This window comes from Stenotrophomonas sp. HITSZ_GD (genome assembly GCF_029543105.1).
In the GTDB taxonomy this organism is placed as follows: domain Bacteria; phylum Pseudomonadota; class Gammaproteobacteria; order Xanthomonadales; family Xanthomonadaceae; genus Stenotrophomonas_A.
The window spans coordinates 227571-241999 of sequence record NZ_JARQXB010000002.1 but is presented as its reverse complement, the minus strand read 5'-3'; the positions used below and the strand labels follow the sequence as shown (position 1 = coordinate 241999).

15 protein-coding genes are annotated in these 14429 nt (G+C 68.7%); 9 read left to right on the top strand and 6 right to left on the bottom strand.

Features of this window, described 5'->3' with window-relative positions; all coding sequences use genetic code 11:
• The first annotated feature begins 5 nt into the window (after positions 1-5).
• Together P6166_RS02955 and P6166_RS02950 are read left to right on the top strand one after the other, a co-directional pair.
• Positions 6-1217: a histidine kinase gene (locus P6166_RS02955; protein WP_277763043.1), complete on the top strand. Its 1212-nt coding sequence runs from the start codon at positions 6-8 to the stop codon at positions 1215-1217.
• Positions 1214-1978: a LytTR family DNA-binding domain-containing protein gene (locus P6166_RS02950; RefSeq protein ID WP_277763042.1), complete on the top strand. Its 765-nt coding sequence runs from the start codon at positions 1214-1216 to the stop codon at positions 1976-1978. Before P6166_RS02955 ends, P6166_RS02950 begins: the two co-directional genes overlap by 4 nt.
• Positions 1979-2052: 74 nt before the next feature.
• Here P6166_RS02950 and P6166_RS02945 read toward each other — a convergent pair whose 3' ends face one another.
• Positions 2053-2841, bottom strand: a complete 789-nt coding sequence (locus P6166_RS02945; RefSeq protein ID WP_277763041.1) for an SDR family oxidoreductase — start codon at positions 2839-2841, stop codon at positions 2053-2055.
• 35 nt (positions 2842-2876) lie between these two features.
• Positions 2877-3863 (bottom strand): MDR family oxidoreductase, encoded by a 987-nt coding sequence (locus P6166_RS02940; RefSeq protein WP_277763040.1) that lies wholly within the window; start codon positions 3861-3863, stop codon positions 2877-2879.
• A gap of 123 nt (positions 3864-3986) precedes the next feature.
• Between P6166_RS02940 and P6166_RS02935 the strand changes: the two genes are divergently transcribed.
• Positions 3987-4427 carry a helix-turn-helix domain-containing protein gene (locus P6166_RS02935; RefSeq protein ID WP_277763039.1) on the top strand — a complete coding sequence of 147 codons (441 nt, stop codon included), beginning with the start codon at positions 3987-3989 and terminating at the stop codon, positions 4425-4427.
• A 12-nt stretch (positions 4428-4439) separates the two neighbouring features.
• On the opposite strand, the gene P6166_RS02930 is transcribed toward P6166_RS02935, so the two are convergent.
• The gene (locus P6166_RS02930) at positions 4440-5627 is read right to left on the bottom strand and encodes a low temperature requirement protein A (protein ID WP_277763038.1); all 1188 of its coding nucleotides are present in this window, start codon (positions 5625-5627) and stop codon (positions 4440-4442) included.
• Positions 5628-5679: 52 nt separating this feature from the next.
• Positions 5680-6960, bottom strand: a complete 1281-nt coding sequence (locus tag P6166_RS02925; protein WP_277763139.1) for an Nramp family divalent metal transporter — start codon at positions 6958-6960, stop codon at positions 5680-5682.
• A gap of 189 nt (positions 6961-7149) precedes the next feature.
• On the opposite strand from P6166_RS02925, the gene mntR reads away from it, so the two are divergent.
• The 3 genes from mntR to orn all read left to right on the top strand — a co-directional run bounded on the left by mntR (position 7150) and on the right by orn (position 8756).
• Positions 7150-7611 carry a manganese-binding transcriptional regulator MntR gene (gene mntR / locus P6166_RS02920; RefSeq protein WP_277763037.1) on the top strand — a complete coding sequence of 154 codons (462 nt, stop codon included), beginning with the start codon at positions 7150-7152 and terminating at the stop codon, positions 7609-7611.
• Positions 7612-7658: 47 nt separating this feature from the next.
• Complete coding sequence (gene tadA, locus P6166_RS02915) at positions 7659-8108, top strand: tRNA adenosine(34) deaminase TadA (RefSeq protein WP_277763138.1); 450 nt, start codon at positions 7659-7661, stop codon at positions 8106-8108.
• 72 nt (positions 8109-8180) lie between these two features.
• Positions 8181-8756, top strand: a complete 576-nt coding sequence (gene orn, locus P6166_RS02910; protein WP_277763036.1) for an oligoribonuclease — start codon at positions 8181-8183, stop codon at positions 8754-8756.
• Positions 8757-8762: 6 nt separating this feature from the next.
• On the opposite strand, the gene P6166_RS02905 is transcribed toward orn, so the two are convergent.
• Together P6166_RS02905 and ppsA are read right to left on the bottom strand one after the other, a co-directional pair.
• Entirely contained in the window at positions 8763-9686 is a 924-nt protein-coding gene (locus P6166_RS02905; RefSeq protein ID WP_277763035.1) for a mechanosensitive ion channel domain-containing protein, read from the bottom strand.
• 90 nt (positions 9687-9776) lie between these two features.
• On the bottom strand, positions 9777-12170 hold the full coding sequence (gene ppsA / locus P6166_RS02900; RefSeq protein ID WP_277763034.1) for a phosphoenolpyruvate synthase: 2394 nt from the start codon (positions 12168-12170) through the stop codon (positions 9777-9779).
• 143 nt (positions 12171-12313) lie between these two features.
• Here ppsA and P6166_RS02895 point away from each other — a divergent pair, with 143 nt between their 5' ends.
• The 3 genes from P6166_RS02895 (at position 12314) to P6166_RS02885 (ending at position 14285) form a co-directional block, all read left to right on the top strand.
• On the top strand, positions 12314-13135 hold the full coding sequence (locus P6166_RS02895; protein ID WP_277763033.1) for a pyruvate, water dikinase regulatory protein: 822 nt from the start codon (positions 12314-12316) through the stop codon (positions 13133-13135).
• Positions 13136-13239: 104 nt separating this feature from the next.
• Positions 13240-13731 carry a DUF1249 domain-containing protein gene (locus P6166_RS02890; RefSeq protein WP_277763032.1) on the top strand — a complete coding sequence of 164 codons (492 nt, stop codon included), beginning with the start codon at positions 13240-13242 and terminating at the stop codon, positions 13729-13731.
• A 68-nt stretch (positions 13732-13799) separates the two neighbouring features.
• The gene (locus P6166_RS02885; RefSeq protein ID WP_277763031.1) at positions 13800-14285 is read left to right on the top strand and encodes an 8-oxo-dGTP diphosphatase; all 486 of its coding nucleotides are present in this window, start codon (positions 13800-13802) and stop codon (positions 14283-14285) included.
• The last annotated feature ends 144 nt before the right edge of the window (positions 14286-14429 follow it).

The window sequence follows — 14429 nt, the reverse complement described above, 5'->3', positions numbered from 1 at the left end:
ACGGCATGGGCACCGACTATCCCCTCGATCGCCGGCTACCGCCCGACGTGCTCGTCGGCGGCAGTGCGGTATGGAGCCGCTACCGCCAGTACCCGGTGTTTAGCCTGCCGTGGCTGAGCGGCCGCAGCGTGCTGTTCGCGTCGATCATCGGCGTGATCGCGTTGCTGATCGGCGGGGCGTTCGGCCTGGCCGCGCGCGACTATAGCCGGGTGTTGCCGATGGCGTTCTACCAGTTCGTCGGCTTCGGCCTCATGGCGACGGTGGGGCCGGCGCTGGCCACGTGGGTCCGCCATCGCGGGTGGTCGGCCGTGGCCGAGCGGCGCGGTATCGTCGCGGCGATGGGGCTGGGCATGGTCGTGAGTTATGCCGCCGACGCGGTCACCTCGGCGCGCGTCAAGGCGATGGTCGCCTCGACCATCGGCCCGGTGGCGCATCCGCCGATCCCGCACCTCGGGCCGGTCGAGCGAGCGGTTTCGATTGCGCTCAACCTGCTGGTGCTGGCGGTGATCTACGGCTTGTTCGGCGGCGGCCTCGCGCTGCGTGCGTACTTCGGCGAGCGACGGCGCTGGCACGACCATCGCAACCGCCGTGCACTGGCCGAGGCGCGCGTGCAGGCGCAACGCGCCGACCTGCGCTTGGGCCTGTTGCAGGCGCAGGTGGAACCGCATTTCCTGTTCAACACGCTGGCCTCGGTGCGGGCGCTGGTCCGCCGCGATCCGGAGCGCGCCGAGGCAACGCTCGACGCCCTGGTCGACCACCTGCGCGCGACGATTCCGCGCCTGCGTGACGAGCACGCGCTGCTGCATTCCACCCTAGGCCAGCAGCTGGACATCTGCACGAGCTATCTGGAGCTGATGCGCCTGCGCACCGGCGACCGCCTCAGCTACGCGGTGGAGATCGATTCGACGCTGCGGGGCTGCGCGTATCCGCCGTTGCTGCTGCTGACCCTGGTCGAGAACGCGGTCAAGCACGGTATCGAGCCCAAGCCCGGCCCCGGACGGATCGAGCTCACCGCGCGGCGCGAGGGCGCGGATCTGGTCGTGACCGTGGCCGACGACGGGGCCGGCCTGCAGCCGGGCTTCGGCGGCGGCATGGGCCTGGCCAACGTGCGCGAGCAGCTCGCGATGCGCTACGGCGCGCGTGGGCGCCTGCAGTTGCAGGGGCGCAGCGGCGCCGGCACGCAGGCCGAGATCCATCTGCCGGCGAGTCCGGCATGAGCGCGCCGGTCACCGTGCTGATCGCCGAGGACGAAGCGCCGCAGCGTGCGGCGCTGCTCGACCTGCTCGCCGAGCAATGGCCCGAACTGGAAGTGGTCGGTGCCTGCGAGGACGGGCCGTCGGCGCTGCTGGTCGCCGCCGAACGACGCCCGCAGGTCGCTTTCCTGGATATCCGGATGCCGGGCGTCGGCGGGCTGGATGTCGCGCGCGCGGTCATTGCCGGCGGCGGCCTGGTCGTGTTCACGACCGCCTATGACGAATATGCGGTGCGCGCGTTCGAGGCCGACGCCGCCGACTATCTGCTCAAGCCGATCCAGCCCGCGCGGCTGCAGCGCACGATCGAGCGGCTGCGCGGGCGCCTGGCGCGGCACCGGGGCATCGCCGCCGCCGAACCGATCGACGCACTGGAGGCGCGATTGCGGCCGCAGGGTGAGCGCCTGATCCGCTGGATCAGTGCCAGTGCGGGCGACAGCGTGCGGATGATCGGCATCGACGAAGTTGTCTACTTCCAGGCCCAGGACAAGTACGTGCGCGTGGTCACCGGCAACGACGAGTCGGTGATCCGCACCCCGCTGAAGGAGTTGTTGGCGGGGCTTGATCCAGACATGTTCTGGCAGGTACACCGCGGCATCGTCGTCCGCGTCGCGGCGATCGAACGGCTGCGCAAGGACGAACTGGGCCGCGCGGCGCTGCGCCTGAAGGGGCGCGACGAATTGCTGCCGGTCAGCACCGCGTTCGTGCATCGTTTTCGCGGCATGTAGCGCGTGGCGAAGGCACAGGCGTCCACGCCCGCGCGCGCATGCCGATCATGCGCGCGTGAGCGGACCCCGCCGCTTCAACTGCGATAACGGGCCGGCACTTCGCTGCGCGAGAGGTTCGGCGCCATCGCCAGCCGGGCCTGCTGCATGGCCAGGAACTGGCCCTCATCGGGCAGGGGCGGGATGGTCACGGTCTCGCGACGGTCGAACCCGACCAGCGCGGCATCGACCATCGCATCGACTTCCATCAGGAAGCCCGGCGGAAACTCGCTCACGTCGCGGCCGGCCTTCTCCCAGATTTCCGTGCGCGTGGCGCCGGGCAGCACCGCCTGCACATGGACACCGCGCGGGCCGAGCTGCGCGGCCATGGCCTGGCTGAGGTTGAGCAGGTAGGCCTTGGTACCGCTGTAGACGCCCTCGAACATCTCCGGCGCGAGCGCAAGCACCGAGGAGAGGTTGATGATGGCACCGGACCCGCGCTGCACGAACGACTTGGCCGCCGCGGCGGCGAGGCGGGTAGGGGCGGTGACGTTGAGCGCGATGATCCGTGCCAATGCATCCGGCCCGTTCTCCAGCACGCTGCCTTTCAGCGACATGCCCGCGTTGTTGACGAGCAGGGTGACGTCGCCCGATTGCAGGCGCTGTTCGATCCGTGCGAGGTCTTCTTCCTTCGTCAGGTCGGCCGGCGCGATCTCGATCGTGGCATCGAAGGTTTCGCGCAAACGCGCGGCCAGCGCTTCCAGCCGTGCAGTGTCGCGCGCGACCAGCACCAGGGCGTAGCCGCGCCGTGCGAGGCGGTCTGCGTAGGTGGCGCCGATGCCGGCCGATGCCCCGGTGATGAGGGCGACTTGCTTGGGCGTGTTCATGAGGAACTCCTCAGGTCTGGGGAATAGCAGGGTGCTTACCGGTTCACGTCGACCAGGGTTCTCCCCTTGGCCTTGCCCTGCCGCATCTCGGCGGCCGCGTCGAACACATCGGCCAGACCCACCTCGGTGATCGTCGTGGCCAGCTTGGCCAGATCGAGGTGCTCGGCCAGGCGATGCCATGCGGCCTCGCGCAGTGCGTGCGGGGCGTTGACCGAGTCGATGCCGGCCAGCGTGACCCCGCGCAGGATGAAGGGCAACACGGTGGCGGGCAATTCCACACCGGCGACGAAGCCGCAGGTGGTCACCGTGCCGCGGTACCGGGTCTGCGCCAGCACGTTGGCCAAGGTGCGCCCACCTACCGAATCCACCGCGCCGGCCCAACGCTCGGGTCCCACCGGCTTGCCTTCGGCCGAGAGTGGGGCGCGATCCAGGATCTCTGTGGCGCCCAGAGCGCGCAGATAATCGGCCTCGTCCGGCTTGCCGGTGGACGCGGCCACGCGGTAGCCCAGCGCGGCGAGCAGGGTGATGGCGATGGAGCCCACGCCGCCGGAGGCGCCGGTCACTAGGATATCGCCGCGGTCCGGCGTCACGCCGCCGTGTTCGAGCGCCAGCACGCTCAGCATTGCGGTGAAGCCCGCCGTGCCGATCGCCATCGCGTCGCGCGTACCCAGCGTCGCGGGGAGCTTGATCAACCAGTCCGCCGGCACGCGCGCGCGCTGTGCGTAGCCGCCGTGGTGCGTCTGGCTCAAGCCCCAGCCCGTCGCCACGACCTTGTCGCCCGGCGAATAGCGCGGGTCTTCGGAATCCAGCACCGTGCCGGCGAAATCGATGCCGGGCACCAGCGGGAATATCTGGATGATCTGCGGGCCCGCCAGCGCCACCGCATCCTTGTAGTTGAGGGTCGACCACTCGACGGCGACCGTCACGCCGCCCTCGGAGAGCGCGTCGTCTTCAAGCGTCTGGAGCGAAGCATGGATCGCGCCGTCGTCGGCGCGGGTGGCGAGGATTGCACGGAATGACATGGCACCATTTCCTTCTGGGGGAAGCGGGTGCGACTATAGGTCCGTGCGGCGTTGCTCGTAAGAACGCACAATTATCGCGGGTACTATCCATTATGTGCCTACTGGCACCTGCCGAGCATCATCATGCGCCCGAAACGACTGGACCCCAAAAGTGGCTGTGCGGTGGAGCTGACGCTCTCGATCATCGGCGGCGTGTGGAAACCGTTGCTGCTGTTCCATGTACTCAGCGGCAAGAAGCGCTTCATGGAGCTGACCCGGCTCATACCCAGCGCCACCCAGCGCATGCTGACGCTGCAGTTGCGCGAGCTGGAGGCGGATGGACTGGTGTTTCGCCATGTCTACGCGCAAGTGCCGCCACGCGTGGAGTACGAGGCCACGCCGCTGGCACGCACGCTCGCGCCGGTGATGCTCAGCCTGCGCGAATGGGGCGAGCGCTACCGCGCGGACCAGCAGCAGTTGCCGCCGATGGAAGCGCATTGCGACGCCACCACGGCCGCCGCCAGGCGCAAGGCGTCTTCGAAGACTGCCCCGGAAGCGGTCAGCGGCCCCGCGGCGCGAAGCTGAGGCTTCGGCGCGTCACCGCGCTTGCGCGTGGGCGTGCCTGCGCACGGCGCGCATTTCCCACAAGCCGATGACGCCCAGCAGCGCGGTCGTCGTCCAGCCCAGCGTCAGCAGGTCGAAACGCCACGCCCAGGGCGCCATCGCCGCCAGCAGCAGCGCCGCCACCAGGTGCGAACGCGGCAACTGCCCGTAGACCACGCGCTTGTAGATGGCGCTGCCCAGCAGGTAGATCGCCGGACCGGCGAGCAGGGCGCCGATCTGCCCCGCGTCCGGGTAGCCGTGCGGATGGGCGAGCACCAGGTCGTTGCCCACCGCGTTGACGATGATGCCGGCGACCAGGATGGCGTGCACGTAGTGGAACTGCGCGCCGAGCCGGCCGGGGTCGTCCGAGTGGGTGATGCGCCGCGTGGCCGCCTCGCTGGAGGTGCCGAAATACAGCCACCACAAGGCGAGCGTGCCGAAGAAGGTGGCGGCCAGCGCTGAGAGCACGTCCGCCCGCCACTGCGTGCTGTCGGCCAGCGTGGCGCCGCTGGCCAGCAGCGTCTCGCCGAGCGCGACGATCACGAACAGCTGGCAGCGTTCGGCCAGGTGTCCGCCCTCGATGGTCCATTCCGAAGTGCGCGATCGCCCCAGGCCGGGCAGCGCGAAGCCGAACATCGGCGAGCCGTACTCGCACAGGATCGCCACGATCCACCACGCCATCCGCCAAGGCAGCGAAGGCGCCAGCGCGCCGGCGATCCAGCACACCGCCGAGATCCCGAGCCAGCCCACCATGCGGCTGTAGTTCGGCGCCAGTGCGTGCCCGCCGCGCAGCAGCCAGCGCAGGTAGACGGTGCGCCCGAACTGGATCGCCACGTAGCTGCCGGCGAACACCAGGGCGCGTTCGCCGAAGGCCTCCGGGATCGCCGCGGCCATCAGCATCGCCAGCAGCATCATCGCGAACATCAGCCCGCGGATCGCCGGCTTGTCCGGGTCGAACCAGTTGCTGGCCCAGCAGGTGTACTGCCAGCCCAGCCACACCGCGAACCAGACGATCAGCGTCTGCAGCGCCCCGAGCGCATCGAGGTGGTGCAGCAGCAGGTGGCTGACCTGGGTGACGGCGAATACATAGACGAGGTCGAAGAACAGCTCGACATAGGTCACCCGCGCGTGATGCCCGTCGCGTTGGCGCAGCAGGGCGTCGGCGGGCAGGGAAGCGGGCATCTGCGAAACTCCGGCCGGGGTCCAGGCCCGTACTGTAGCCGGGCGCGCCGGCTCAGTGCAGGAAGGTGTCGGTCAGCAGCTTGAGGTTGAGCGCGATGATCAGCGCGGCCATCGCCCAGGCCACGTGCACCAGCCAGCGCGGAGCGACCAGCGCGCCCATCAGCGTGCGGTCGGACACGAAGCGCACCAGCGGCACGACGGCGAAGGGGAGCTGCATCGACAGGATGACCTGGCTCAGCACCAGCAAGCGCGCGGTGCCCGCATCGCCGTACACGGCGGTGACCACCACCACCGGCACGATGGCGATGCCGCGCGTCAGCAGCCGGCGCATCCAGGGCTTCAGGCGCAGGTGCAGGAAGCCCTCCATCACGATCTGCCCGGCGAGCGTGGCGGTGACGGTGGAATTGACGCCGGAGGCGAGCAGGGCCACGGCGAACAACGTCGAGGCCAGGCCCACGCCCAGCATCGGCGCCAGCAGTTCGTAGGCCTGCTCGATCTCCTGCACGTCCAGGCGGCCGTTGGCATGGAACACCGCCGCCGCCAGGATCAGGATTGCCGCGTTGATGCAGAGCGCCAGCATCAGCGCCAGGGTGCTGTCGGTGACCGCCCAGCGCAGCGCCGAGCGGCGGCCTTCGTCGGTGCGCGCAAAGGCGCGGGTCTGCACGATGGAAGAGTGCAGGTAGAGGTTGTGCGGCATCACCGTCGCGCCCAGGATGCCGATGGCGATGTACAGCGCCGTCGGGTCGGTAACGACCTGCGCACGCGGGATGAAACCGCCCAGCACCGCGGCCACGGGCGGCGCGGCGATGAATATCTGGATGGCGAAGCAGACGAAGATGATCGCCAGCAGCGCGATCACGAAGGCCTCCAGCGCGCGGAAGCCGCGGTTCATCAGGAACAGCACCAGCACCACGTCCACCGCGGTGATGATCGCGCCCCACAGCAGCGGCACGCCGAACAGCAGCTTGAGGGCGATCGCGGTGCCGATCACCTCGGCCAGGTCGCAGGCGATGATGGCTGCCTCGCAGATCGCCCACAGGCCCAGGTTCACCGGCCGCGAATAGTGCGCGCGGCAGGCCTGCGCCAGGTCCATGCCGCTGCCGATGCCCAGCCGCGCCGAGAGCGCCTGCAGCACGATGGCCATCACGTTGGACAGCAGGATGACCGACAGCAGCAGGTAGCCGAAGTGCGAGCCGCCGGCGATATCCGTGGCCCAGTTGCCCGGGTCCATGTAGCCGACCGACACCATGTAGCCCGGGCCGAGGAAGGCGAGCAGGCGCGTCCACCAGCGCCCGCCGGTCGGCACCGGCACGCTGCGGTGCATCTCGCCCAGGCTGGGCGCGGCCGAGGGCCAGCGGGTCTTCAAGGGGGCGGCATCCTGGGGCATCGGGCAGGCCGGGACGGGTATGGACGCATCATATAGCAGGAGCTATACCGTTGAGCATTGGCAATTTCAATCGTCATCATAGCCGTCGTGCCGCAAAATAGGCGGGCGGCGCATCGCCGAGCGCAGGACCGATGAATGGGCAAGACCGACAAAGCCGCCGACCCCGCGCCCGCCCTGGTGGACGCGCATGTCCATTTGGACCGCTTCCGCCAGGTGCGCGAGGCGCACCGCACCGAGCTGGTGGAGGACTATGTCGAGCTGATCTCCGACCTGCTGGTCGATGGCGGCGAGGCGCGGCAGGTCGATATCGCCACCCGCATGGGCGTGGCCCAGCCGACGGTAGCCAAGATGCTCAAGCGCCTGGTGCGCGATGGTTGGGTGGTGCAGCGTCCCTATCGCGGTGCGTTTCTCACCCCGGCCGGCGAAGCGCTGGCGGCCGAATGCCGGCAGCGTCACCAGACCGTGGAACGCTTCCTGCTCGCGCTGGGCATCGACATCGACACCGCGCGCCGCGACGCCGAAGGCATCGAGCATCACGTGAGCGCGGCGACGCTGGCGGCCTTCGAAGCGTTCGTGCGCCGGCAGGAAGGCCGGTGAGCGCAGTGCCGCACCTGCCCGGCGACGCCGCGGCGGACGCCTACTGGATGGGCGAGGCGCTCGCGCTGGCCGAGCGCGCCGAGCGCGACTTCGACGAGATTCCGGTCGGCGCGGTGCTGGTCGGTCCCGATGGCGAACGGCTGGGCGAGGGGTGGAACTACAACATCGCCAGCCACGACCCCAGCGCGCATGCCGAGATCATGGCGCTGCGCGAGGGCGGCAAGCGCCTGCGCAACCACCGCCTGGTGGGCAGCACGCTCTACGTGACGCTGGAACCGTGCGCGATGTGCGCGATGGCGATCGTGCACGCGCGCGTGGCCCGCGTGGTCTACGCGGCGACAGACCCGAAAACCGGCGCGGCCGGCAGCGTGTTCGACCTGCTCGCCGATCCGCGGCACAACCACCGCGTGGCGGTGCAGGGCGGGGTGTTGGCCGAGGAGGCCGGGCGCCGGCTCACGAACTATTTCCGTGCCAAGCGGGGCAAGCCGCCGCTGTGAGGGCGCGGCGGTTCGCATCGACAGCTTGCGCGGTATGATGCAGTTCTCATTCTTGGACTGCATGGACGGGACATGGCGGCAATGACGGCGGGCAACGACCGGTTGATCTGGATCGATCTGGAAATGACCGGGCTGGATACGGATCGCGACTCCATCATCGAGATCGCCACCGTCGTCACCGACGCCCAGCTCAACGTGCTTGCCGAGGGCCCCGAGTACGCCATTGCGCACCCGCTGGCCACGCTGGAAGCGATGGACGAGTGGAACCGCAACCAGCACCGCCGCTCGGGCCTGTGGCAGCGCGTGCTCGACAGCGAGATCACGCTCGGCCACGCCGAGGCGCAGACGATCGCCTTCCTGCAGCAGTGGATCGGCGCCGGCGCCTCGCCGATGTGCGGCAACTCGATCTGCCAGGACCGCCGCTTCCTGCACCGCCAGATGCCGCGTCTGGAACGCTACTTCCATTACCGCAACCTGGACGTGTCCACGATCAAGGAGCTTGCGCGCCGCTGGTCGCCGCAGGTGCTGGCCGGGGTGGCCAAGACCTCGAACCACACCGCGCTGAGCGACGTGCACGATTCGATCGACGAGCTGCGGCACTACCGCCGCTTCATGGGCGAGCTCGCCGGGCGTCCCGGCGAGCCCTGAGCGGCCTCAGCCGCCCTGCGGCGCGGGCGCGTCGCGCACCAGCGCCTTCAGGTCGATCTGCTTGCCGTCGCCGCCGTGCAGGTACAGGTGCATATCCTGCTGCGGGTAGGGGATGTTGATGCCGGCCTTGTCGAAGGCGAGCTTGATCTGCTCCAGCAGCGTGACCTTCACGCCGAACCAGTCGCCGGCCTTCACGAAGCAGCGGATGCCCAGGTTCACCGAGTTCGTCGCCAGTTCGTACACCACCACGTCGGCGGCCGGCTGCTGCAGCACGCGCGGGTCGGCCTGCATCAGCCCCATCACGATGTCGCGCGCCTGCGCGATGTCGTCCTCGTAGCCGATGCCCACCACGATCTCCACGCGGCGGTTCGGTTGCGCGGTGAGGTTGATGATCGGCGCGGCGGTGATCAGGTTGTTGGGAATGGTGAAGCGCTGCAGGTCCGCGCCGTTGAGCACGGTCTGGAAGATGCGCACCGATTCCACCGTGCCGGTTTGCCCGGCGACCGTCACCACGTCGCCGACGTGGAACGGACGCAGCGTCACCAGCATCACGCCGGAGGCGATGTTGGAGAGCGAGTCCTTCAGCGCCAGGCCGATGGCCAGGCCGGCGGTGCCCAGCACGGCCAGCAGCGGGGAGATCGGCACGCCCAGCGTGTCGATCGCCAGGATCACCACGATGATGAGCGAGCCGATATAGGCGATGTTGCGCAGGAAGCTGCCGAGCATCGGGTCGGCACCGATGCGCGTGGTGGCGCGCGGCACCGCATTGGCCAGGCGCTTGGCCAGCCATAGCCCGACCAGCAGCACGATCAGCGCCGAGAGCGCGGGCACGCCGTAGGTTTCCAGCAGGCGTTCCCAGTTCAACTGCTGGAACCAGGCGGCGGGGGCGAGCGGTGCGACGGGCGTCGCGGGCACGGCGGCTTGAGTCATCGAGCGGATTCTCCTGTCGCGAAAAACACGAAGCCCCGCAGGGCGGGGCTTGCGTGGGGCCACTGTACCGGCCGCGGGATCAAGGTGACGTCAGGCCGTGGCGGCCTTCAACTTGGCCAGGCGCAGCCAGGTATCCACGACGGTATCGGGGTTGAGCGATACCGACTCGATGCCTTCCTGCATCAGCCACTCGGCCAGGTCCGGATGGTCGGACGGGCCCTGGCCGCAGATGCCGACGTACTTGCCCTTGGCGCGCGCGGCCTTGATCGCCATCGACAGCAGCTTCTTCACCGCCGGGTTCCGCTCGTCGAACAGGTGCGCGACGATCGACGAATCGCGGTCCAGTCCCAGCGAGAGCTGGGTGAGGTCGTTGGAGCCGATCGAGAAGCCGTCGAAGATCTCCAGGAACTCGTCGGCCAGCAGCGCGTTGGAGGGTACCTCGCACATCATGATGATCTTCAGGCCCGGCTTTCCGTCGGCACCGTCGCCCTGCTTGAGGCCGTTCTTCTCCAGCACCTCCAGCACCTTGCGCCCTTCTTCCAGCGTGCGCACGAACGGGATCATCACCCACAGGTTGTCCAGCCCCATCTCGTTGCGCACCTTCAGCACCGCGCGGCATTCCAGCGCGAAGGCGGCCGAGAAGGACGGATCGACGTAGCGGCTGGCGCCGCGGAAGCCGATCATCGGGTTCTCTTCATGCGGCTCGTAACGGCTGCCGCCGATCAGGTTGGCGTACTCGTTGGACTTGAAGTCCGACAGGCGCACGATCACCGTGTTCGGCGCCACCGAGGCGGTCAGCGTGGCGATGCCCTCGGCCAGGCGGTTGACGTAGAAATCCACCGGGTTGCCGTAGCCGGCCACCTTCGCGTCGATCTTCTTCTTCGTCTCCGCATCCTGCTTGTCGTATTCCAGCAGTGCGTTGGGATGCACGCCGATGTGGCTGGCGATGATCATCTCCAGGCGCGCCAGGCCGATGCCGGCGTTGGGCAGCTGGCCGAAGTCGAACGCGCGCTCGGGGTTGGCCACGTTCATCATGATCTTCAGCGGCGCAGGCGGCATGTTGCCCAGGTCGGTGGTGGTGCGCTCGAAGTCCAGCTTGCCGGCGTAGATGTAGCCGGTGTCGCCTTCGGCGCAGCTCACGGTGACCTCGGCGCCGTCCTGGATCAGCTCCAGCGCGTTGCCGGTGCCGACCACTGCCGGCACGCCCAGCTCGCGCGCGATGATCGCCGCGTGGCAGGTGCGCCCGCCGCGGTTGGTGACGATGGCGCTGGCGCGCTTCATCACCGGCTCCCAGTCCGGGTCGGTCATGTCGGCGACCAGCACGTCGCCGGGCTGCACGCGGTTCATGTCATCGAGCGAGCGCACCACGCGGGCCACGCCGGCACCAATCTTCTGGCCGATGGCACGGCCTTCGGCCAGCACCTCGCCGCGCTGGGAGAGCGCGTAGCGTTCGATCTGGGTGGCGTGGCTGCGCGACTTCACCGTCTCCGGGCGCGCCTGCACCACGAACAGCTTGCCGCTCACGCCGTCCTTGGCCCACTCGATATCCATCGGGCGGCCGTAGTGCTTTTCGATCACCAGCGCCTGCTTGGACAGTTCCTGCACGTCCTCGTCGCTGATGGAGAACTTGCCGCGCAGCTCGGCCGGCGTGTCCTCCACGCGCACGCGCTCGCCCGGCTGGTCCGAATACACCATGCGCACGGCCTTGCTGCCAAGCGTGCGGCGCAGGATCGCCGGCTTGCCGGCCTGCAGGGTGGGCTTGTAGACGTAGAACTCGTCCGGGTTCACCGCGCCCTGCACGACCATCTCGCCCAGGCCCAGGCTGGCGGTGACGAACACCACGTCGCGGAAGCCGGACTCGGTGTCCAGGGTGAACAGCACGCCGGAAGCGCCCACGTTCGAGCGCACCATCAGCTGCACGCCGGCCGAGAGGAACACGTCCTCGTGCTTGAAGCCATGGTGCACGCGATAGGCGATGGCGCGGTCGTTGTAGAGGCTGGCGAAGACCTCCTTGACCTTGTGCACGACATCGTCGGCGCCGGTGACGTTCAGGAAGGTTTCCTGCTGGCCGGCGAAGGACGCATCGGGCAGGTCCTCGGCGGTGGCCGAGGAACGCACCGCCACGGCCACGTCGCCGCCGCCGTTCTCCGCGCACAGCTTGGCGTAGGCGGTACGGATGTCCTGGTCCAGGTCCGGCTGCAGCGGCGCGTCGATCACCCAGCCGCGGATCTCCTTGCCCGCCGCGGTCAGGGCGTTGACGTCCTCCACGTCCAGCGTGGCCAGCTTGTCGAAGATGCGCTTGGAGAGGTCGTTGTGCGCGATGAACGCCTTGAACGCCTCGGCGGTGGTGGCGTAGCCGCCGGGCACCGAGACCCCCAGGCCGGCGAGGTGGCCGATCATTTCGCCCAGCGAAGAGTTCTTGCCACCCACGCGGGCCAGGTCGGCCAGGCGCAGCTCATGCAACCACAGGATATTCTCGTTCAAGCGCGATGCTCCGTATGGCCATCGCCCGAGCGGGCTGCATGGCCGCGTCCGTAGGAAGAAGCCACTATGATGCAGTGCGCAAGCAATCCCGCACAAGGTTGCGCGATGGCGAAGACCCCGTTCCATTACCGCGAGTGAAGCCCATGTCCACGTCCCGGCCGGTGTTCTATGTGTCCGATGGAACCGGTATCACCGCTGAAACCATTGGGCATAGCCTGCTCACCCAGTTCAGCGGTTTCAGCTTCGTCACCGACCGACTTTCGTTCATTGACGATCCAGACAAGGCGCGCGAGGCGTGCCACCGGATCGTGTCCGCCGGTGAGCGCTACCAGGTGCGCCCGATCGTGGTGAACTCCTGCGTGGACCCGCAGCTGAGCCTGATCTTGGCCGAGAGCGGCGCGCTGATGCTGGACGTGTTCGCCCCCTTCATCGAGCCGCTGGAGCGCGAACTCAACAGCCCGCGCCATTCGCGGGTAGGCCGCGCGCACGGCATGGTCGATTTCGAGACCTACCACCGCCGCATCAACGCGATGAATTTCGCCCTGAGCCACGACGACGGCGTGGCGCTGGACTACGACGAGGCGGACGTGATCCTGGTGGCGGTGTCGCGCGCCGGCAAGACGCCCACCTGCATCTACCTGGCGCTCCATTACGGGGTGAAGGCGGCGAACTATCCGCTCACCGACGAGGACCTGGAATCGGACCACCTGCCGCCGCGGCTGCGGGCATACCGGCGCAAGTTGTTCGGCTTGACCATCGACCCGGACCGCCTGCAGCAGATCCGCCAGGAGCGCCGTCCGAATTCGCGCTACTCGGCGCCCGAGACGTGCCGGCGCGAGGTGGCGGCCGCCGAACGGATGTTCCAGATGGAGCGGATCCCGACGCTCAGCACGACGCACACCTCGATCGAGGAGATTTCCAGCAAGGTGCTGACCACCTTCGGCCTGCAGCGCGAGATGTTCTAGCGCGGGCCGGGCGGGAAGAGCGTCTGGGGAGCCTCCAAGATAGGGGCGCGGCGGGCGCTTTTCAATGCTGCCGCTGCTGCGGCGCAGCGTGTAGGATCGGCCCCATGCAACATGTCCATGCCCGCCACGAACGCATCCCCCGGCTGAGCCGTTTCGGCTGGCTGATGGGCCTGTACGCGGAGAACTACGTCCACCTCACCCGGCTGTTCGCGCCGGCCGACCTGGCCACCGGCAGCTACCTGTCCAGCGTCGGCGACGGCCTGGACCTGCGGCTGGAAGTGCTCGAGCGCCATCCCTACACGGTGGAGTTGCGGCTGACCTACGACCTGTGCGACCCGGTCACCGGCGAGCCGGACCCCTCCGCCTACGTGCGCCTGTATCGCGACGCCCGCCAGGCCGAGACGACCCATTGCTACGTCGGGCGGCGCTGGCAGGACGTGATGGGCCTGTATCCGCCGCCGGCCGAGCTGATCAACCACCGCATGCGGATGAACACCTTCCTGGGCAAGTGGCTCGAATACCTGGCCGAGCGCGGCCACGGCGTGGCGCGCCTGCGCCCGGCCGAGCCGGACCTGGCCGCGCTGCCCGTGGCCTGAGGTCGCGCCGCGGCGCCCGGCCGCCGCGCTTGGGTCATACTGGCGTTCTTTGGCCCGTTCGACCGCACATGCCTTACACCCCCATCGTCGCCACCCTCGGCTACGTGCTGTCCGCCGATGGCAGCCAGGTCCTGATGATCCACCGCAACGCCCGCCCCGGCGACCACCACCTGGGCAAGTACAACGGCCTGGGCGGCAAGGTCGAGCCGGACGAGGACGTGATGGCCTGCATGCGCCGCGAATTGCGCGAGGAGGCCGGCATCGAGTGCGAGTCCATGCAGCTGCGCGGCACGGTGAGCTGGCCGGGCTTCGGCAAGCACGGCGAGGATTGGCTCGGCTTCGTGTTCGTGATCGACCGCTACCGCGGGGAAACGCTGGCCTCCAACCCGGAGGGCACGCTGGAATGGGTGCCGCTGGACCGCCTGGATACCCTGCCGATGTGGGAAGGTGACCGCCACTTCCTGCCGCTGGTGTTCGATGGCGACCCGCGCCCGTTCCACGGCGTGATGCCGTATCGCGATGGCCGCATGCAGTCCTGGTCGTTCTCGCGCTGAGCGCGGCGGTGGCTGCGTGGCCGCCGGCGTTTTGTCAACCGTTCAGACTATCCACACGGCATGTGGACAACTGTTTGGATAATCGCCGGCAGCCCCCGGCACGTCTGGCTGTCAAGTAGCTTGGCGAAGAATTGACCAGCCTTT

Bases quoted from the DNA above. Each gene is read 5' to 3' on its own strand.
- P6166_RS02955 (WP_277763043.1), top strand. From the start codon at position 6: ATGGGCACCGACTATCCCCTCGATCGCCGGCTACCGCCCGACGTGCTC.
- P6166_RS02950 (WP_277763042.1), top strand. From the start codon at position 1,214: ATGAGCGCGCCGGTCACCGTGCTGATCGCCGAGGACGAAGCGCCGCAG.
- P6166_RS02945 (WP_277763041.1), bottom strand. From the start codon at position 2,841: ATGAACACGCCCAAGCAAGTCGCCCTCATCACCGGGGCATCGGCCGGC.
- P6166_RS02940 (WP_277763040.1), bottom strand. From the start codon at position 3,863: ATGTCATTCCGTGCAATCCTCGCCACCCGCGCCGACGACGGCGCGATC.
- P6166_RS02935 (WP_277763039.1), top strand. From the start codon at position 3,987: ATGCGCCCGAAACGACTGGACCCCAAAAGTGGCTGTGCGGTGGAGCTG.
- P6166_RS02930 (WP_277763038.1), bottom strand. From the start codon at position 5,627: ATGCCCGCTTCCCTGCCCGCCGACGCCCTGCTGCGCCAACGCGACGGG.
- mntR (WP_277763037.1), top strand. From the start codon at position 7,150: ATGGGCAAGACCGACAAAGCCGCCGACCCCGCGCCCGCCCTGGTGGAC.
- tadA (WP_277763138.1), top strand. From the start codon at position 7,659: ATGGGCGAGGCGCTCGCGCTGGCCGAGCGCGCCGAGCGCGACTTCGAC.
- orn (WP_277763036.1), top strand. From the start codon at position 8,181: ATGGCGGCAATGACGGCGGGCAACGACCGGTTGATCTGGATCGATCTG.
- P6166_RS02905 (WP_277763035.1), bottom strand. From the start codon at position 9,686: ATGACTCAAGCCGCCGTGCCCGCGACGCCCGTCGCACCGCTCGCCCCC.
- P6166_RS02895 (WP_277763033.1), top strand. From the start codon at position 12,314: ATGTCCACGTCCCGGCCGGTGTTCTATGTGTCCGATGGAACCGGTATC.
- P6166_RS02890 (WP_277763032.1), top strand. From the start codon at position 13,240: ATGCAACATGTCCATGCCCGCCACGAACGCATCCCCCGGCTGAGCCGT.
- P6166_RS02885 (WP_277763031.1), top strand. From the start codon at position 13,800: ATGCCTTACACCCCCATCGTCGCCACCCTCGGCTACGTGCTGTCCGCC.